Annotated in this window: 16 protein-coding genes; 5 read left to right on the top strand and 11 right to left on the bottom strand. The window is 58.9% G+C overall.

Annotation, left to right across the window (positions count from 1 at the left end; translation table 11 throughout):
• The first annotated feature begins 2 nt into the window (after positions 1-2).
• Both glcF and ADIMK_RS03585 read left to right on the top strand, forming a co-directional pair.
• A complete protein-coding gene (glcF, locus tag ADIMK_RS03590; protein WP_036183709.1) occupies positions 3-1211 on the top strand; it encodes a glycolate oxidase subunit GlcF in 1209 nt (402 codons plus the stop codon).
• A 197-nt stretch (positions 1212-1408) separates the two neighbouring features.
• Positions 1409-3007, top strand: a complete 1599-nt coding sequence (locus tag ADIMK_RS03585; protein ID WP_197027463.1) for a choice-of-anchor I family protein — start codon at positions 1409-1411, stop codon at positions 3005-3007.
• 64 nt (positions 3008-3071) lie between these two features.
• Here the strand turns inward: ADIMK_RS03585 and ADIMK_RS03580 are convergent, their stop codons facing one another.
• The 5 genes from ADIMK_RS03580 to ADIMK_RS03560 form a co-directional block, all read right to left on the bottom strand.
• Complete coding sequence (locus ADIMK_RS03580) at positions 3072-3875, bottom strand: DUF1338 domain-containing protein (RefSeq protein ID WP_036183703.1); 804 nt, start codon at positions 3873-3875, stop codon at positions 3072-3074.
• A gap of 237 nt (positions 3876-4112) precedes the next feature.
• On the bottom strand, positions 4113-5627 hold the full coding sequence (gene nhaC, locus ADIMK_RS03575; RefSeq protein WP_036183700.1) for a Na+/H+ antiporter NhaC: 1515 nt from the start codon (positions 5625-5627) through the stop codon (positions 4113-4115).
• 331 nt (positions 5628-5958) lie between these two features.
• Positions 5959-7299, bottom strand: coding sequence for a pyridoxal phosphate-dependent aminotransferase (locus ADIMK_RS03570; protein WP_036183697.1), 1341 nt, complete (start codon positions 7297-7299; stop codon positions 5959-5961).
• Positions 7300-7493: 194 nt separating this feature from the next.
• Entirely contained in the window at positions 7494-8078 is a 585-nt protein-coding gene (locus ADIMK_RS03565; RefSeq protein ID WP_036183694.1) for a YceI family protein, read from the bottom strand.
• 70 nt (positions 8079-8148) lie between these two features.
• Positions 8149-8991: an MraY family glycosyltransferase gene (locus tag ADIMK_RS03560; protein WP_036183692.1), complete on the bottom strand. Its 843-nt coding sequence runs from the start codon at positions 8989-8991 to the stop codon at positions 8149-8151.
• A gap of 195 nt (positions 8992-9186) precedes the next feature.
• On the opposite strand from ADIMK_RS03560, the gene ADIMK_RS03555 reads away from it, so the two are divergent.
• Positions 9187-9906, top strand: coding sequence for a response regulator (locus ADIMK_RS03555; RefSeq protein ID WP_036183690.1), 720 nt, complete (start codon positions 9187-9189; stop codon positions 9904-9906).
• Entirely contained in the window at positions 9900-11273 is a 1374-nt protein-coding gene (locus ADIMK_RS03550) for an ATP-binding protein (RefSeq protein ID WP_036183688.1), read from the top strand. Before ADIMK_RS03555 ends, ADIMK_RS03550 begins: the two co-directional genes overlap by 7 nt.
• Positions 11274-11302: 29 nt before the next feature.
• Here ADIMK_RS03550 and cynS read toward each other — a convergent pair whose 3' ends face one another.
• The 5 genes from cynS to ADIMK_RS03525 all read right to left on the bottom strand — a co-directional run bounded on the left by cynS (position 11303) and on the right by ADIMK_RS03525 (position 18848).
• Positions 11303-11746: a cyanase gene (cynS, locus tag ADIMK_RS03545; protein WP_036183686.1), complete on the bottom strand. Its 444-nt coding sequence runs from the start codon at positions 11744-11746 to the stop codon at positions 11303-11305.
• Between the two features lie 34 nt (positions 11747-11780).
• A complete protein-coding gene (locus tag ADIMK_RS03540; RefSeq protein WP_036183685.1) occupies positions 11781-13508 on the bottom strand; it encodes a bifunctional protein-serine/threonine kinase/phosphatase in 1728 nt (575 codons plus the stop codon).
• A 70-nt stretch (positions 13509-13578) separates the two neighbouring features.
• Positions 13579-14421: a formate/nitrite transporter family protein gene (locus ADIMK_RS03535; RefSeq protein WP_036183683.1), complete on the bottom strand. Its 843-nt coding sequence runs from the start codon at positions 14419-14421 to the stop codon at positions 13579-13581.
• A gap of 370 nt (positions 14422-14791) precedes the next feature.
• Entirely contained in the window at positions 14792-17353 is a 2562-nt protein-coding gene (locus tag ADIMK_RS03530) for an AMP-binding protein (RefSeq protein WP_051692410.1), read from the bottom strand.
• Between the two features lie 190 nt (positions 17354-17543).
• Positions 17544-18848 (bottom strand): nitrate- and nitrite sensing domain-containing protein, encoded by a 1305-nt coding sequence (locus tag ADIMK_RS03525; RefSeq protein WP_036183682.1) that lies wholly within the window; start codon positions 18846-18848, stop codon positions 17544-17546.
• 137 nt (positions 18849-18985) lie between these two features.
• Between ADIMK_RS03525 and ADIMK_RS03520 the strand changes: the two genes are divergently transcribed.
• The gene (locus ADIMK_RS03520) at positions 18986-19231 is read left to right on the top strand and encodes a hypothetical protein (protein WP_036183678.1); all 246 of its coding nucleotides are present in this window, start codon (positions 18986-18988) and stop codon (positions 19229-19231) included.
• 29 nt (positions 19232-19260) lie between these two features.
• Here the strand turns inward: ADIMK_RS03520 and ADIMK_RS03515 are convergent, their stop codons facing one another.
• Entirely contained in the window at positions 19261-20064 is an 804-nt protein-coding gene (locus ADIMK_RS03515) for a DUF1338 domain-containing protein (RefSeq protein WP_036183676.1), read from the bottom strand.
• Between the last annotated feature and the right edge of the window lie 2 nt (positions 20065-20066).

Raw genomic sequence — 20066 nt, 5'->3', positions numbered from 1 at the left:
CGATGAAAACCGAAATACTCCAACACTATCAGGCAACGCCCGAAGGCCAGGAGGCGGAAGCGATTCTGCGTACCTGCGTGCACTGCGGTTTCTGCACCGCCACCTGCCCTACCTATCAGGAGCTCAGCGACGAGCGGGACGGCCCCCGTGGCAGGATCTACCTGATCAAGCAACTGCTGGAAACCGACGAAGTCAGTGAACGCACCCGTACCCATCTTGACCGCTGCCTGACCTGCCGAAGCTGCGAAACAACCTGCCCCTCGGGCGTGCAGTATGGCCGTTTGGTCGACATCGGCCGTGGCATCATTGAACAGAAACTGGAGCGTCCCGCCGGTGAGCGGCTGATGCGCTGGGGCTTGCGCAAAATTCTGCCCTATCCGGCGCGTTTTGGCAGCCTGTTGAAGCTTGGGCAGGCGTTTCAGCCACTGTTGCCCGGCGCGCTCAAGCAGAAAATGCCACCCAAGCGTACCGCCTCGCCCTGGCCGCAACAGCGTCATGAACGGGTGATGCTGGCGCTGGCAGGCTGCGCACAGTCTTCGGCAGCACCCAATACCAATGCGGCGACGGCCAGAGTGCTGGATCGACTCGGTATTACGTTGGTTGAAGCGCCGGATGCGGGCTGTTGCGGTGCTGTCAGCTATCATCTGTCGGCGCACGACGAAGGGCTCGACTTCATGCGTCGCAATATCGATGCCTGGTGGCCGGCGGTGGAGGCCGGCTGTGAGGCGATCGTGATGACGGCATCAGGCTGCGGCGCCATGGTGCAGGAATACGGACACCTGCTGCGTAACGACCCGGCCTATGCAGAGAAAGCGGCGCGCATCAGCGCGTTGACCAAGGATATTGGCGAGGTTCTCTCTGCCGAGGATCTTGGCTCACTCAAGGTGCAGGTCGCGGGCAAGGTTGCTGTGCACTGTCCCTGCACCTTGCAGCATGCGATGAAGCAGGGCGGTGTGGTTGAAAAGGTGCTCAAACAGGTCGGCTTTGAACTGGCGCAGACCCGTGACAAGCACCTGTGCTGCGGCTCGGCCGGTACCTACTCGATTTTGCAGCCCGAGTTGAGCCAGCGTTTGCTCGATAACAAGCTCAAGGCGTTGACCTGCGATGAACCCGAACGGATCGTGACCTCCAACATCGGCTGTCAGCTGCATCTTGAAACCAAAGCAGGGGTGCCGGTGCAACATTGGATAGAGCTGCTGGACATGGATTAAAGCCTCGAATTTTCGCCGTTTCGTTTCGAAATCGCGGATCAGGCGATTAAACGCAGCTGCCGTGACGGACGCTATAGAGCTGATCAGAGTCGCACATCTAAACCGTTGTTTAACTTTTAATCAATCTGTCTCCGGATTGTCATCTTAAGGACCCAGAGTATTGGGTCCCCTTCGAAACGGATATGGATGGATTGAACATGAAACCGACTCTGCTTGCCTCCGCGCTTTCACTGAGTCTGGGTCTGGCCTTCATTGGCAATGCTCAGGCTGCGTTTTCCGTCACCCAGACCGGGCATTTCACCGAAACCTGCAGCGATACCGAGGAGGGTGGCTGCACCGAAATCTCCGATTACAGCAAAACGGCCCAGCGCCTGTACGTGACCAACGCCACCGACAACAAGTTGCGTATTTTGTCGTTGGATGAGGCCGGTATCCTGAGCCCGATGAGCGAAGAGAGCGGCGTGCCGAGCGAGGTCGATCTTGCGCCCTATGGCGGTGGCCCGAACAGCGTTGCCGTATACGGCCAGTGGGTGGCGGTGGCGCTCGAAGCGGATGACAAGCAGGACAACGGCCATGTGGTGGTGTTCGATCTGGATGGCAACCATCAGCGCAGCATCGAGGTAGGTGCACTGCCGGATATGCTGACCTTCACACCGGACGGGCGCTACCTGCTGGTGGCCAACGAAGGTGAGCCCAATGATGACTACACCCGCGATCCTGAAGGTTCGATCAGTGTCATCGATACCCACAACAACTGGCGTGTGCGCACCGCCGGTTTCCACTTCAACAACGACGCCAACAAGGGTGTAGAGAACGGCACCGACCCGAGCCAGCAGGGCCGCGGTAAGGGCAAGGCCAAGGGCGCAGACCAGTTAACGGGTGAGGTGCGCGTATTCGGCCCAGGTGCCAGCGTTGCACAGGATATGGAGCCTGAGTACATCGCGGTGTCACCGGATTCGACCACCGCCTGGGTTTCGCTGCAGGAGAACAACGCGCTGGCGATTCTCGATATCGAGAAAGCCGAGGTAACCGATGTGGTCGGCCTTGGCTACAAGGATCATATGCGCCCGGGCAATACGCTGGATGCCAGCAACGAAGACGACGGTATCAACATGCAGAACTGGCCGGTGCTGGGGATGTACCAGCCAGATGCTATCGCCAGCCTTGAAGTAAATGGCGAGCTTTACATCCTCTCGGCCAACGAAGGCGATTCCCGTGACTACGACGGTTACTCGGAAGAAGAGCGGGTCAAGGATCTGACGCTGGATGAAACTGCGTTTGCCGGGTTCGATATTGCAGAGTTGCAGAAAAAGAAAAACCTGGGCCGGTTGAAAGTCACCACATCCCAGGGTGACGACGATGGTGATGGCGATTTCGATACCCTGTACGCCTACGGCGCACGCTCATTCTCGGTCTGGAACAGCAAAGCCGAACAGGTGTGGGATTCGGGCAACCAGTTCGAGACCATGCTGGCCGATTACGCCGGACAGGGTTTCGATGTCTGGGAGGATGGTCGCAGCGACGACAAGGGACCAGAACCCGAATCAGTCGTGGTCGGTATGCTCAACGGCAAGCCCTATGCCTTTATTGGCCTTGAGCGTACCAGCGGCATCTTCGTGTACGACATGGCAAACCCGAAAGCGCCTAAAGCGGCGGGTTTCATGGATATCGAGGAGATGGGTGACGTGGCGCCGGAAGGGCTGAAATTTATCCCCAACGGTGACAGCGGCTGGCTGGTCGTGACCAGCGAGGTCAGCAGCACCGTATCCGTATACTCGGTCAGCGTCAGCGAGTAATCCACAGGTCAAAAAAGCCCCGCTACCGGAAGGTGGCGGGGCTTTTGTATTTCAGGTGCAACGATCACATGGCGTTGGTCGACTCGAAGATCTTGTCGGCATTGCCTTCAATGAAGCCTTGGAACAGCTTGCCGTCTGCATCTGGATAACGTTTGGCAAACTCGTAGAAGCAGGAGGGCACAGTCTCTTCCTTGTTGTCTTGGAAGGTCAGGGTGATTTTATCTGCCATGGTCGATGACTGTTCAAGCAGCATCTCCGGAGAACCCTTGATCTCACCACCGACGCTGTTTAGCGGAAAACCCTGGCTCGCCAGCAGTGTATTTACCGCGCCGATATCGTTGTAGCACTTGAGTTTTTCGATGCTGACAGTGAAGTGGTTAACGCGGATACCGATAGTGGACAACCAGGCCGCATACTCACTCTCTTCACGCAGCAGCGAGTATTCGGCAGAGGTCGGCATGTTCCACAGGCGGCCGTGCCAGAAAATGGACGGGTCCAGCGTCAGGTTGCCAGGAATCTGTGCGGTCAACCCGTTGAGAATCTTTTGTGCAGGCTCGGACAGTTCGTGGATCTGGAGCTCGCTGATAAAGATTTTGGGTGCGCTTTCCTCCGTCTGGTGACGGAAGCTCTTGGCGTTCAGTTTCTTCTGCTCGAATCGATACTCCCCCGCGGCTTCATAACCCAAGGTTTCAATAACAGGCTGCAGGTGGGACAGGTCTACCGGAGTGTTACTGAACGTTCGGAAGGCAACGTGGTCGTTAATCACCTCTTCTCCGTGCTCGACAAACAGCTGACGAACCGCCTCGGCCTGAGGCGTGATGGTGATGTAGTCGTTCCAGAGCTGCGTGAAGAATTGATCGGTTGTCATCTCGTGATCCTTAGTGTGCTTGTGTGGGGTGGTTGAGATGGATCCATGCTATTCCTGCAATATCATTATGAAAAATATGGTTTTTTTATATTCGGTATAGCTCAGTGCTATGGTGTGATGCCAGGATCGATGGGATGGTGTGGTAGCGATGTTCAAAAGCCGGAAGGGCCGCCGGCTCACGCATACCGGACGACGAAAACGCAGGAACCGCCAGCTGGCAGCTCCTGCGGTTGGAGATCAACGTGTTGCAGAGGCGGTCTGAGAGTCGACAGAATAGCTGCCGTTCATGGCGCTGATGTCAGAGACGAGCTCCCCCTTCTCTTTCCACTCACGGATCTCTTCCGGAGTCGCGCGTGGCGAGAACAGGCCCGCGTAGGCGTAGAACACGCCGATCAGTGGGGACACCCAGCAGGCGAAGGCCAGAGGGATATAGAGCAGGTTTTCCAGTTGACCCTCAGCAATGCCCAGCCCCAGTGCACTGATGACGAAGGCGCCGCCTGCATTCCACGGAACCAGCGGCGAGATCAGCGTGCCGCCCTCTTCGATTGCGCGAGAGAGGTTAAGCGTGGAGTATCCCATGCCGCGATAAACCGGTGCATACATCCGCCCGGGCAGTGCGATGGAAAGATACGGATCGCCGGCGACCAGGTTGGTAGCCACCGAGGTGCTGGCAGCAGCTGTCTGAACGCCTGCGAATCCGTGAACTTTGCTGATGATGGTGCTGACGATCGCTTCCAGGCAGCGAGTACGTTCAAGCGCTCCACCGAAGCCTAGCGCGATCAGTACCAGAGAGATCGTCCACATCATCGACTGAATGCCGCCACGGTTGAGCAGGCTGTCGATCTCGCTAACACCCGTAGAGATTGAGTAGCCGTTATTACCGTAGGTAAAAAGCTCATGGATAGTCGAACCTTGCACGATCATCGCGGTGATCGCACCGGCCAGCACCCCGGCAAACAGAGAGGGGATTGGAGGCATGCGCTTAACAGCCAGGACGATGACGAGCAGGGCTGGCAGCAGCAGCCAGGGCGAGATCGTGAAGTTGGCTTCGAGCGTCTGGGTGATGGTCTGGATCCGCTGCATAGACGCACCTTCCGGTTCGTAGAGTGCATAGCCGGCTGTCAGGTAGATCAGAAATGCAATCAGCATCGCCGGAATTGTGGTCGGCATCATATTACGAATGTGGGAGAACACGTTCGTACCGGTAACCGCCGGGGCCAGGTTGGTGGTATCGGAGAGCGGGGAAACCTTGTCGCCGAAGAACGCACCGGATACTACCGCTCCGGCAGTCCAGTACATGGGTATATCGAAGCCGGCGCCGATCCCCATAAGCGCCAGGCCGACTGTACCGACTGTTCCCCACGAAGTACCCAAGGCGAGGGAAACCACAGAGCAGAGCACCATGGCCGCGGCGAGAAATATTTGCGGCGAGACGAAGGTGAGGCCGTAATAGATAAGTGTGGGGACGGTGCCACTGGCGATCCAGACTCCGATGATCATGCCGACACAGATCAAGACGGAGACGGAAGGTAGAGATACGTGGATAACGTGGAAGATACCCTCTTCAATCTTATCCCAGCGCAATCCCTGTTTTATGCCGACCAAACTGGTAATTGCCAGACCGATGGCGAGCGGTATATGCGGTGTAAAATCACCAAAGTAAAAAAGCTGGATGCCCAATACAAATAAAGTGCTGACGATCGGTATAAGGGCTAAGGTTAAGCTCGGTAGTTTTGTTGTTGGGTTTTCCATATCTGTCCTTCTTGTATTCATTTCGTTGCAGAATCTGGAAGCAGACTCTCCTGGGTGTGATTGACATCACCGCGAGGGGCCCTCGTTACCTGGACGTTTATTGTTGAGTGAGGTCCAGTGCATCAGATAGTCAGATAGATTCTCGTTAGATCGTTATGTCCTTTTGCATCGTGTGAGGAATGTTATCCCCTCTTTGCGGCGCTTCCGGAAAGGCGCTCTGATACGACGCGCAAAGAGAGGGATAACGGTAGCGGCATATCCAGTGCGTGAGCGCCTGGTATGCGGCCTGAAGACACTGCGGAGCACCTTCAGGCAAATCCGGAGCTTTGATTCAGGTTGCCTGTCGTGCTGAAGCGTCGTGGTGGAACGCTTTCAGCCGCTCTTCAAGGATCGGAAACATCTCGTCACTGATTTGGGAGACGCACGCGCGGAGGCCTTCGCTGCGTTCCGATCCTGTACCGGAGAGTGATAAGGCACTGATACCGTAGTGCAGCAACGTCTCGACCAGCTCGTCGCTTTCCATGCCCGGGTAGTAGAAAGTGAAGTAGAAGCCATCACCCAGCGCGCGTCCCTGGTCTTCGGCGTAGACGAGCTCAAAGCCGTTCTCCAGCAGCAGCTGTTTCATCTTCCGGGCCCGCTCTTCATAGACGCGAACCTGATTGAGGAAAGGCAGATCGCCGTCGTTTGCGCTTTTCAGTAGTGCTGCCAGACCATACTGGGCAGAGTGGGTCACGCCGGAGGAGAGCGAATGCAGCGCCCCGAACAGCAGCGCCTTGCCATAGTTGCTTTGTCCGAACACGGGCTTGAGCGCCGGGAAATCCCGCGCGGCCAAGCGATCGGATACCACGAGGCTGGCAACGCGTTGTCCGGCGTAACTGAATACCTTGGAGCTGGAGATCAGCAGAACGTAGTTATCGGTAAAGTGCGCCACACTGGGCTGGTACGGGGCTTCACCTGGACGGCTGTAATCCTCGCGATAGTCCATGCCGAAATAGGCCAGATCCTCGATCACGATCACGCCATATTTGTCTGCAACCTCGGCGATAATCGCGAGCTCCTGCTCGCTGAAGCAGATCCAGCTTGGGTTGTTCGGGTTAGAGTAAAGCAGCGTTGTGTAGCGGCCTGTGGATAAATGCTCCTCCAGGGCCTCGCGAAGTTTCTCGCCGCGATGGGTGTAAACGTCGAAGCTGCCCCAGTGTTGACCGATTACCTCCAACTGGCGCTTTTGGTTAGGAAAGCCCGGGTCGATAAAAAGTGTACCAGCGCCGTTCTTGGTACGGTTGGCCACTAGGAATGTTGCGAAGGCGCCTTGTGCAGAGCCGACGGTCGGGAAACAGTTTTGGCTATCGACCTTGATATTCAGAAACTGCGAACAGAAACGCGAGATCTCCTTCTTCAGCGGAGGAATACCCTCCAGCATCGGGTACTTGGAGGCCACGCCACGGTGAAGTGCGGCGATCTCGGCCTCGATACCGATGCTGGGCGCTTCTAATCCCGGTACGCCCATCTCCATACGGATGTACGACTGGCCTGAGCGCGCCTCGATCCGGTTCACAAGTGCGACCAACTCACGGATAGTGGCGCGGCCTACACTGGCGAGTCCGCTCGCATTGATCTCTTCATCAACGATGAAACTGTCGATCGGCGTGGTGATGTTTTCGATGACTGCCATATTCTCTATCCGTATTCGCCTTAGGCTTTAACGGCTAGGGTAGAGAGGCGTGATTGGAAGCGGAAATACCGTTTTTTTAGAACGGGTATAGGAAAGAACGATGGCAGTATGCAGAAGCGGGGCCGGGTGATCATCGCCCGGCCCCGCCGCGTCCCCTGTCCCTGTCGTTCTCAGGGCTGGGACAGCTGGGTGTTTTACTTCGGTGCGGCTTCGACGTCGATCTGGAGATGAACCTCGTCACCGATCGCCGGCAGGCCGTAGTTCATGCCGAAATCGCTGCGCTTGACGGTACCGGTGGCTGTGAAGCCCGCCATCTGCTGCTTGGTGAACGGATGCGGACCGACCTTGTTAATTACCAGATCCAGGCTGACCGGCTTGGTCACGCCCAGCAGGGTCAGGTCACCCTCGAGTGTGGCGGTGTTGTCGCCGGTTTTGGTGATTTTGGTGCTCTCGAAGGTCATCTCCGGGAACTCGGCGGCGTTGAAGAAATCCGGGGATGCCAGATGCTCGTTACGCTTGCCGTGGAAGGTGTTCACGGACTCGGTATCGATGCTGATGTTGACGCTGGAGTTTTCGATGTTGTCTGCGTCGAACTGCACGTCGCCCTTGAAGCTGTCGAAGCGGCCGAACATGTTGGAGAAGCCCAGGTGGTCGATGTTGAACACCACCGCGGAGTGCGCCATATCCATCTCATACGGCACCGGAGCGGCCTGAGCGATACCGGCGGTTGACAAGCTGGCGGCCAGCAGGCCGGCGCCGAACAGTGCTTTTACATTCATCTTGATATCCTCTGGTTCAGTCTGGGCAATGCCAGTTAGGTCTTAAGGGTTTACGTGGTTTTCAGAACGATCAGTATCCGTAGCTGCTGGTGCTGGGCTCAACCATCATCCAGGCGGTGCCCACGGCGATGGCGCAGATGACAGCGGCGGCGACGGTCACGGCCACGGCGCGCAGGCGAGGGCTCTCCATGCTGCGCCCGATACGATCGACGAGCAGCAGCGGGAGCAGCAGCAACAGCGCCCAGCCGTTGGCCTTGGTGAAAAACAGCATCTGGGTGGCGAGTGTCAGCAGAGCGGTGATGGTGCCCAGCTGTGCGGTAGCGCCCAGCGGGAAACGCCAGGTGGGCCAGTTCCACAGCAGGAAGCCACCGAGTGCAGCCATCAGCGCGAAACAGACCTGCGCCATGGATGCGGAGGCACCGATCAGTGCCACTGCACCGATACCGGCACTGGCCAGCAACAGAACGATGCCGCCATCAAGGGTGTCGCGCCGTGCCATACAGCGCTGCTGGGCCAGCAGGGCACTGGCAAACAGCATCGGCAGCAGTATCCATCCGGCGATCTCGATGCGCTCGAAACGCCCCGCCAGGAGCCAGCCGATGCCGGCAACCGCCAGCACCGCCATGGCAATGTGCTGCACACGGGCCTTGAGATCGAGACTGTCGATCAGCAGGCCCAGTAGCACGGCAACCGCCACCAGATAGGGGAGTTTCTGGGACGAGGAGCGTGGGGGAAAGACCGGCATCTGAATCAGCGCCTGACAGATCAGAAAACTCAGCATCACCGATGCGCCCGCCAGACGTGCACCGAAGACGGGGCCAAGCACAAGGCGCAGAAGCCCTGTAAATCCAAGGCTCAACACCAGTGGTAGGACAGCGCTCTGTATAAGTGGGTTATCCAGGATAGAGGTCACGGTTACTCCCGTTTCTGATCGCTTTCGTCCTACTATTAAGCCTTGAAGATGTCATAAAAGTTTTTCGGCAAAGCGGCTTTTTGTCGCAATCTGTATCAACCGCCATGCTTGGCACAGATTGATACAATTAGGGTTCGCATCCCCCGGTGCGCATCGGATAAGCTGACTTACGTAGTACGACCGGCCAATGCAACCATGACCCAGACACCCCATATTCTCGTTGTTGACGATCATCAGGAGATTCGCGACCTGGTGGCCAACTATCTCGAACAGTTCGATTTCCGCGTGACCACGGCGCGGGATGGCCAGGAGATGAAGAAGATTCTCGCGGTCAGCGCCATCGATCTGATCGTGCTCGATCTGATGATGCCGGGCGAAGATGGTCTTAGCCTGTGCCGTCAACTGCGCGAGTCGAGCCAGATACCGATCATCATGGTGACCGCCATGGCGGAGCAGACCGACCGCGTGGTGGGGCTGGAGATGGGTGCCGACGATTATCTGACCAAACCCTTTTTTCCCCGCGAACTGCTGGCACGGATCAAGGCAGTGTTGCGCCGGGCCGAAGCGTTGCCCCGTCAGCGTGAGACGCTAGAGGCGGAGAAGCTCAGCTTTGACCGCTGGGTACTGGATGTATCGCGGCGAGAGCTGATCGACAGCGAGGGCGTTGCCGTGCCGTTGAGTACGGCAGAATACAAGTTGCTCTCGACCTTTCTGGCGCATCCGCATCGGGTACTCAGCCGCGACCAGCTGCTGGATCTGACCCGTGGCCGTCAGGCCGAGGTGTTTGACCGCAGTATCGACAATCAGGTCAGCCGCCTGCGCCGCAAAATCGAGCGTGACAGCGCCAACCCCGGGTTGATCAAAACCGTTTGGGGCGGCGGCTACATGCTGACCGTGGATGTGGAATCATGCTGAGCTACCTGCGCCAAAGCCTGCCCGGGCGCGTGATCGGTTTCCTGATCCTGGCGCTGGGCATCGTCAACGCCACCACCGTGTATGTCTTCTTCGAGGAGCGCAGCCGCGCTGTACGCCTGAGCCAGATGGAAGACCTGATCTCGCGAAGCGCCGGGATGGACCGCCTGCTGGATGAAACCCCGGCGGAGCTGCGCACCGAGGTACTCGGTGCGGTGACCAGTGAGCGTTTCCGTTTCGATATCGGGGCCAGTGCCACCGCAGATCCTTATAACCGCACCGGCCTTGAGCACCCGCTGTATCAGCGTCTGGTGGCGCTGTCCGGCAATGACGCCGAGCATGTGCAGCTGTCGATCAGCCCGCGCTACTACTGGTGTTACAGCTGGGTGCAGAACCTGCTCAAGCCCAACCTGCTGTTCGATCCGGGCGAGGCCGCGTTGCCGATCGCCAGCCTGTCGATCCAGCGCCCGGATGGTCAGTGGCTCAATGCCACCTTGCGCTCGCCGAGCAGTCTGCCGACCTGGATTGTGCCGCTATTGGTGGCCTTGGGTCTGTTTGCACTCACCGTGTTCGTGGTGGTGGTGATCGTGCGTCAGGTGTCGGCACCGCTTGGCTGTCTGAGCCGTGCCGCCGATCGTATCGGCCGGGGCGAGCTGGGCGAAGCAATACCGGAGCAGGGTTCCGAGGATGTGCTGCGCACGACGCGTGCGTTTAACCGCATGCAAGACCGTTTGGAGCGTTTTGTCACCGACCGGACACGGATGATGGCAGCGATCTCCCATGACCTGCGCACCCCGCTGACCTCGCTGCGCCTGCATGCCGAGTTCATCGAGCCCGAGAAAAGCCGCGACAAGATCCTGTGTATCCTCAACCAGATGCAGGAGATGCTCGAAGCGACGCTGGCTTTTACTCGCGAAGAGTCGCTGCAGGAGGATCGCCGCACGGTAGATCTGTCGGCGCTGATCGGCAGTATCTGCGAAGACCTGCGCGATCTTGGCAACCGCATCGAATTCGACGAATCCCAGCGCGTGCCCTACCTGTGTCGGTCAGGCTCGATTCGCCGTGCGTTGACCAACCTGATCGAAAACGCCTGCAAATACGGTGGGCAGGCCGATGTGGCACTGCAGGTTTGCAGCGACCGCTTAATCGTCTGGGTGCGCGACAAGGGGCCGGGTATCCCGGAAGCGGATCAGGTCAGAGTGTTCGATCCGTTCGTGCGGCTGGAAACCTCGCGCAGCCGGGAAACCGGCGGCATCGGACTGGGTCTTTCCATCGCCCGCACCATCGCCCACTCCCACGGCGGTGATATCCGTCTGGCCAACAGGCCCGAGGGTGGTCTCGAGGTTGTACTGGAGCTGCCCCTCCTCTGAGTGTGGCCAGTACGGGAGGGGCGGCGGCTTCAGTAGCGCTTGTAGGGCAGGAACTTGCCGGACATCACCATATTGACCCGGTCACCCTTCGGATCGGGTTCGCGTTGGATATCCAGCGAGAAGTCGATGGCGCTCATGATGCCGTCACCGAACTCTTCGTGGATCAGCTCCTTGATCGAGCCGCCGTAGACGCTCACGATTTCGTACAGGCGGTAGAGCAGAGGATCGGTGGGGATGCCGCCGGTGCCCTTGGAGGGCACGATCTGCAGCCAGGCCACTGCCTCGTCGCTAAGATCGAACAGCTTGCCGACCGTCTCGGCTTGCGCCTTGTCGAAGGTCATCTGGCCGAGGCAGGCGGCGGTGGTCCACTCCTTGGACAGGCCGACCGCTTCGGCTACCTGTTTCCACTTGATCCCCTTGCTGACCTTGGCGGAAAGGATCATCTGGGTCACTTCATCGCGATTGCTGATCATCGTGTCGTCCTTCTTGGTTCGTTTAGGGGTTGGCTCACATCGGGGGGCTGGCGAGCAGATACATCAGTGCACCGGCCAACAGGGCCGAAACCCCCTGCCAGAACAGCACGGGGTTGCGCTCGATCAGCGGTGGCCGGGTCTTGTTCAAAAACGCCCGGTTGGGGTGGCGCAGATCGTAGATAAACTCTGACAGGTCGTCGTACCGCTTCTCGGGACTGGGGTGTGTCGCCTTTTTCAGTGCCTCGTCTACCCAGGCGGGTATCTCGCGCTCTTCATCCAGCACCGAATCATAGCTGAGTCGCTGCTGAGCCTTGGCGGTACGGCACTTGGCGACGTCGGTGCCGTAGGGAAAGCGCCCTGAGAGCATCTGGTAGCAAATCACCCCAAGGGAGAACTGGTCGGAGCGCTCGGTGCCTGAAAGCCCGAGGAAATACTCTGGCGCCGAATAGAGGGCGGTGCCGAGAATCGACTCCGGTTGGTTGGTGTTGGCTTCGATAATACCGGCCACACGGGTGGCGCCGAAGTCGATGATCTTCACCGTGCCGTTCTGATCGATCATGATGTTTTCGGGGCGCAGGTCCTGATGCAGCATCTCCATGCGATGGAAAGCACGCAGACCGCGGGCGATCTGTTCGACAATGCCGCGTACCGTTTCGATCTCCGGGCGGGGATTGTCGATCAGCCACTGGCGCAGGGTCTGCCCCTCGATATACTCCATCGCCGTGTACAGGTAGGCGCGTTTGCGTGTGGGGGGAACCGCCTTGAGTACGTGGGCGCTGTTGATCCGTCGCGCGATCCACTCCTCCAGCAGAAAGCGCTCCAGATAGTTCGGATCGTCCGCCAGATCGATAGAGGGCGTTTTCAACACCACCCGCTCGCCGCTGTCGTTATCCACAGCCAGAAAAACGTGGCTGCGGCTGGTGGCATGGAGTTCGCGCACGATCTCATAACCATCGAAAGGCGTGCGTGGCTCAGGCATAGGCGGCAAGGGCAGACGCTCAGCCTGCAGCTGCAGTTCGGCGTGCTCGGCGCCCGGCACCTGGTCGATACGCAGGATCTGTGCGGTCAGGTTATCGCCGCTGCCGCGCTCCAGCGCATGTTCGACGATACGCTGTGCCGCGGTGTCCAGTGCCGTGGCGTGTTCGCGAATGGTGGCGAGGATAAACTGCGTATCGGCATGCTCGTAGACGCCGTCGGTTGCCAGCAGGAAGGTGTCCCCCGGCTTTATCGAAAGCGCCTGATAGTCGATTTCGAGGTGTTCATCTATCCCCAGTGCCCGGCTCAGGTAGCTCTCCTCCTGAGATACCCAGAGACGATGATCCTTGGTCATCTGCTCCAGCGCGTTATCGTGCAGGCGATAGATGCGTGTATCACCGACATGAAACAGGTGTGCCGTGGAGGCTTTGACCACCAGTGCACTGAAGGTGCAGACATAGCCTCTGTCCTTGTCAAAACGATATTCGCTGCGTCGGGTTTGGGAGTGTAGCCAGGAGTTGGCAGCGAGCAGCACGCGCTCGGCGGCTGTTCTGACGCTCCACGCATCCGAGGTGCAGAAATAGTCGTCAAGAAAGGATTTGACCGCAGCAGCACTGGCAATTTGGCTGACGCTGCTGGTGCTTATGCCATCGGCCAGTGCAAAGGCAGCACCCTTAAGACTCAGCTGTGGCTCCTTCGGGATGAGGGCGCCGTGGAAATCCTGATTCTGCGGTTTTAGGCCTTTGTCCGAGTACTGGCCGATGCTGAGCTTGAGTTGGTTGGTCATATACAGGTGCGTCTGATCCCGTTAAAAAACTCAGCCCCGCAAACATGGGGGCTGAGGGTTGGGAAAGTGCTTACACGGTAGCCGGCTTGGACGGTGCGGCGGCTGGAATTTCACGCTTGGAGCCGGTGCGCACGTGGGTGGTGTACAGGGTCAGGCCGGTGAAGGCGAGTCCGCCGACCAGGTTGCCCAGTGCAGTCGGGATCTCGTTCCAGATGAAGTAGTCGGCAATGGAGAAGTTACCGCCCATGATCATGGCAAACGGGAACAGGAACATGTTCACCACGGAGTGTTCGAAGCCCATGAAGAAGAACAGCATGATTGGCATCCACATGGCGATTACCTTGCCGCTGACGTGGGTGGAGATCATGGCGCCGACCACGCCAAGGGAGACCATCCAGTTACACAGCATGCCGCGGATGAAGATGGTGAACCAGCCCTCTACACCGTACTGGGAGTAACCCAGCGTACGCGATTCACCAATCTTGGCGACCTTCTCGGCGATGGCGCCGCCATCGGTGTTGTAGCCCATGGTGAAGATGAACGACATCATGACAGCCACGGTGAAGGCGCCGGCGAAGTTGCCGCAGAAGACCAGGCCCCAGTTACGCAGGATCTGGCCGGGGGTGACGCCGGGGCGCTTGTCGAGCCAGGCCAGTGGCGTGAGCATGAACACGCCGGTCAGCAGGTCAAAACCCATGAGGTAGAGCATGCAGAAACCGACCGGAAAGAGAATCGCACCGATCAAGAAGACGCCGGTCTGTACGGCGATGGTCACGGCGAATACGGCCGCCAGCGCCAGAATGGCACCGGCCATGTAGCCACGGATCAGGGTGTCCCGGGTAGACATGTAAATCTTGGATTCACCCGCGTCCACCATCTTGGTTACAAATTCTGCAGGAATTAAGTAAGCCATAGTTTTGCCTCATTCAGCGTTAAGGAATCACACACATCGGTTGCCTGTCAGTTGCTCTGGCACAAAAAAACGGCGTCCACACGCTTCCCGCCTTTGGCAGGTGTTGTGTGGACGCCGTCATCCAGGAACTCTCAGCTTGTCAGACCCGAGCCTACGTCGGCTCGAAGTTATCTGGTTAAAAGGCAAACGCCGTGCCATAACGGTGTATTTGCGCGTAAGGCTATAAGAATCATCGGGTTACGAAAGGAGCGGTGTGCTCGTACGGCGATTGGTGCTGCACTTCGCGGGAGCAAAAATGGTGCGCAACCGGTATGGGTTGCGCACTAAAGGTTCATTTGAAAGGCTTCTTGAGCGTGTTTACCGGGATGGATCAGCCCGGTGCACGAGCCAGCGCTGTGGGTGAGGCCGGGGTAAGGGAGGTCCGTCGCGTCATCAGGCGTCGCTGCAGATCGGCGGCGAGCAGGCCCAGTGCGATACCGCCCAGGATCGCCAGTGTATCGATCAACGGCGAGTGTCCCTCAAGGCCGAACATCGGCATCAGCACGACCGGCACCAGCCGGTGCAATAGGTAGATAGCAAACGCAGCCTGTGCCATACGCATCAGGGGGCGAACACTCCAGCGCGGCACCGCAATACTGGGCACCAGCGTTAGCAGCACCAGCACCCCGAGCAAGCTCATATACTTGATCCAGCCACCGTACCAGTTACCGCCCATATAGGCCGCCAGCGGCATGATGAAGCAACCCAGCGCAATGACCAGAACGCGCGCCCGTGTGTTCTCAGCAGTACTGACGCACCAGCCCAGTGCAAACAGGTAAAGCACCCAGGGCAGGGTGAACTGGGCACGCCCCTTCATCGGCCAGATCTCAGGGATGGTCACGCGCAGCAACAGTGCCAGCGCAAACAGTCCAAGGCCGAAATGGAAGGGGTGAATAGAGGCGAGCCGTCGCCGTATCGGCGGTATCAGAAACGGCAGCGCAATCAGCAACGAGATCTGTACATAGGCTTCGACGAACCAATACAGGAACGGCAGCATCTCGTGGGTTTGCGGTGTGGTCAGGCCGAAGTTGCCCAGCAGCAGCGCCGATACCCAAGGTACCTCGCCCCAGGCCAGACTATAGCCGGCAAGAATGAGATAGTAGGGCACCAGTACGCCGAGCATGGGCGCGAAATAGGTACGCATGTCACCCTGTATCAGCGAATTCCAGCGAAAGCTAGACACACTCATGCCCATCAGCATCACCATGGCCGCGGCACCGCCATAGACCGGCCAGTGGGTTTGGTGGGCAACCACCACAGCGAGTATTGCCAGTACACGGGTGACCAGCTCGGTGGGCAGACGGTGGCCGGCGGCCGGACGTGCCTGTTCCAGATCGGCGATGGCCATCTTCTCCCAGCCATCGGGTACGCCACCCAGGCGCTCCTCCAGTGCCAGCGATAGCTCTACATGGCTGAGCGAATCACCACCGAGGCTGGCGAAACTGTCCGATGGGCGTACCCTGCGGGTGGCGAAGGTGGCACGAAAGGCCTCAAGCAGAGAGCGCCCGGCTGGCGCAGTGTTGTGAAGACGCTTGAGCGCGGGATAGTCGATCTTGCCGTTGGCCCGTCGCGGCAGCGCCGACAGGGGGTGGATCTCGAAATGGCCGGCACCGACACCGCTCAGTGCCGCTGCCCGTTGCTGAATCGCACCCGGATCGGGCACGGGGCCGGTCAGCGCGATGCCGATGCGCCGGTCATCACCCCAAACGGCGACATCGGGGGCGATATCCGCCAGCGCCCGCTCCAGCGCATCATGGCCGATACGCAGACCGGCAATTTTCGACATGCGTGAGCGCCGTCCGGTGATGCGGTAGATCCCTTCGGTATCGCGTTGGGCCAGATCGCCGGTGACCAGCTCGTTGACCTCAAAGCCCTTATTCAGTGCCTCATATCCCTCGGCATAGCCCATCATCACGTTGGGGCCTCGGTAGATCAGCTCACCTTCACCGGATGGCGTGTCGATATCGCGACCCTTTTCATCACGCAGCGCAAGAGTGCCGCCGGGTATCGCAATGCCGATGGCATCGGGCTTGAGTCGGGCAAGTGCAGGCGGCAGCCAAGCGATACGCGCGGTGGCCTCTGTCTGGCCATACATCACCACGAACTGTCCGCCCTGAGCGTCCATGCGCTCGGCCCAGTGCGTCACCTTGGCGGGGGGCATGGCGCCACCGGCGACGGTCAACAAACGCAGGCTCGCGGGCAGGGCACGGTCAAAACCGGCGCTCTCCAGCAGGTTGAAGTGGTGGGGCACGCCGGCCAGATTGGTCGCCCCGCTTTCGGCCAGCGCCGTGGCGAAGCCATCGGCCAGTACCGAGTCGGGGTGCAGCCAGAGGCTTGCACCCTGCAGCAGATGGGAGTGCAGCACCGACAGCCCGTAGGAGTAGTGCAGGGGCAGCACGAGTGCTGCGCGATCCTCAGGCTTTATCTGCAGATATTCGGCGATAGAGCGTGCATTGGCTTCCAGCGCTCCTCGGGACAGGCGCACCCCCCGGCCCCGTCCGGTACTGCCGGAGGTTTGTAGCAGCAGTGCCAGTTCAGGGTGCAGCTTCGCGGGCGTCCAGTCGTGGGTCTGTCGTTGCCAGCCGTTATCTGCCCGCCGGTAGCTCAGTGCCGGTCGAAAACGCTGAGCCAGCGTCTTGGCAAGCACGTCGTTGTCCGCAGGCAGGGGCATCACCGCATGGCCAGCGGCTAGGGTACCCACATAGGCGGCTATCGCCTCAGGTTCGGAGGCCGCCTCTATGGCGATCAGTGCCGGGACATCATAGTGCGCCAGTGTGGCGGCGAAACCGGCAGCCTGTTCGGCCAGCTGGGCGTAGGTGAACAGAAGGCCCTGGGCATCCAGAAGACAGGGGTGCGCGCCAAGTGCGCGCAGACGATCCAGATCGAACAGCATGATGATGGATGTACTACAAAAAATGTGTGATTAATGTGTGTGCGCCAATAATAATCAAAATGATAATTACTCGCGAATAGAAAAATTCATAATCTGGCCTGTCGATGATAAAACATGTATCCACAGGTGTGCGTAGTGCACTGTATTGGTGCGATCTGGAATTCGCGATGCCCTAAATCGGGCGTGCGGGTTATCGCCGCAAATCTGAGCCCTTGCCCCTGAGCTGGTCGATATCGTCGATCAGTTTGCGGGCCACATCGGCCAGTGAGCGGTTCTGGGCCATGGAGCTCTGCTGCAACTTGCGGTAGGCCTGCTCTTCACTGAGCCCCTGGTACTGCATCAGCAACCCCTTGGCGCGCTCAAGTGTCTTGCGATCTGACAGCGCCTGACGGGCGGCGGCCAGTTCATCATGCATCTGTTTTAGCCCCTCTGCCTGCTGCTTGACCAGTCCGTACAGCGAGTGCACCCAATCGCTGCCTGCTGCGCCCGAGCTGCCGGCTTCCGTCGGTATCGGCGCGTGCTCGGGGTCGAGCAGCGTGGTCAGTGGCGAAGGCCCTGGCTCGTGCAGGGAGGCGATCAACTGCAGGCTGTCATGGTGTTTTTTCAGCTCCTTGTTGGCCTGTCTAACCCGCTGCTGGCTGAGTTGAAGCAGGGCGTCGGAGAGCTGGCGCTCGAGCTGCTGCATCCGGTCGATGCGCCGGGTGGCGACTTCGTACCACACCTCGCTGATCTCGGAGGGCAGGGCCGAGCCGGGTGTCAGTCGGCTGATCACCTGACGCAAGCGCTGGAACTCTTGAGTTTCGGGTTCTTTTTCCAACGCATGCCAGCTGTCTATATGCGAGGTTTGGGCAAACTCCTCGAAGGTGTGGAAGCACTGCTGCTGCGAGGCGATCAGGTCTGACAGCCTGTGTAGCAGGGGCTCGTCGAAACCGCCGGCGGCAAAGCCTATAACCGCCCAGGCGCGCTCCTGACCGCTGTACTCCTTGCCCTGCATAAAGTTGAACATCGCCACCAGTGCCCGGGTGATCTCCGGGTCGTCGGAGATATCGGCGGCCTCGAAGATGACCGACAGCAGGGCGGTCATCAGACGGTTGAATGCTTGAGTGCTTTCGGTGGCGCTCAGGGCCTGATCGCCGATGCGCTTGCGCAGTTCGCTCAAGCCGTCGAGCCCGTGCAGGGCATAGGCGATATTGTTGAACAACCGGGCACTGCCGACCCGGGCCCAGCTTTCGATATCCAGATGTTCGAGGCTGTAACGGAACTCGGCCTCGGCCTGAATGGTGTTGGGAATATGCTCGGCACGCTGGCGGCAGTAGTGCATACCCTTCGAGGCGAGAAACACGTTGGAAAGCCCGCGTTCGCGTTGCAGCTCGTGGACTAGATTGCTCACCCGGCTGACCAGTTCACAACTCGCCATCAATTGTCTGAGCGATGCGATCTCAGAGCGTTTTGACGCAAGAAAGAAAGTTTCGGTTGCACGGGTGTTGCAGGTCATGCGTGGCTCCGGGTAATTGTGCAGGTGCGGTAAGTGCATCAAATCCCTAAGCAAATCCTGTACCAGCGGTGCGGGTGCTGGTCCGCCCGGGGCTGGCGGTGTTAAGGTGTGGCGTTGGCGAGCTACGAGAGGCTGTGATGAAAGAGTTCATGTATGCAATGGCGCTGTGTCTGGTGATGGCAGCAGGCTGGAGTGCGTCCAAGGCACCGGGTGCGAAGGCGATTGCCGCGGCGGCCAATGCCGAAGAGGTTGCCCGTATCGAGCAGGAGCGCAAGCAGGTGTTTATGCTCTCGGGCGGTGCGCTGGTACTGGCGCTTGTCTGCGGTGTGGTGGGCTGGCGCTCGACCAGCCGCGAAGATCCACGTAAGAAAGATATTCTGTAGGCACCCCGACCGGGGTGCCTCTTCTACCCTTAGCGGGCGTTGGTCGATTCGAAGATCTTGTCTGCATTACCCTCGATAAAGCCCTGGAAGATCCGACCGTCAGCCGACGGGTAACGCTTGGCGAACTCGTAGAAGCATGAAGGGATGGAGGCCACCTTGCCGTCGCTGAAGGTCAGTGTGATCTTGTCGGCCAGCGTTGAAGACTGTTCGAGCAGTAGATCAGGTGAGCCTTTCACTTCGCCACCGACGCTGTTCAGCGCAAAGCCACTCTGCTTGAGCAGGGCGTTCACCTGTTCGATATCGTCATAACGCTTAAGCTTGTTGATGCTGACGGTGAAGTGGTTCACACGTATGCCAATGGTGGTTAGCCAGGCGGCGTATTCACTCTCGTTACGAAGCGTCTCGTATTCGGCGAAACTCGGCATCTCCCACAGACGTCCCCGCCAGAAGATCGACGGATCGAGTTCGATATCGGCAGGAATCTGGCCGATGACGTTGCGCAAAATCTTCTGTACGGGCTGGGACAGTTCATGCACCTGCAGCTCGCTGATAAACAGCTTCGGTGCGTCTTCGTCCTCGGTGTGGCGGTAGCTTTTGGCGAGGAGTTTTTTCTGCTCGAAGCGGTACTGTTCGCTCGCTTTGTAGCCAAGGCTTTCGACCACGGCCTGAAGCTTGTCCAGATTCAGCGGACTCTCGCTGAAAGTACGAAAGGCCACGTGATCGTTGATGACCTCTTCACCCTTGCCCATAAACAGCTGGCGCACGGCTTCGGCCTGCGGGGTGATCTGGATGTAGTCTTTCCAAAGGCTGTTGAAGAATTCGTGTGTCGTCATGT

The organism is Marinobacterium lacunae (genome assembly GCF_000705555.1).
GTDB lineage: Bacteria > Pseudomonadota > Gammaproteobacteria > Pseudomonadales > Balneatricaceae > Marinobacterium_D > Marinobacterium_D lacunae.
This window is presented reverse-complemented; position numbering and strand designations above follow the sequence as displayed.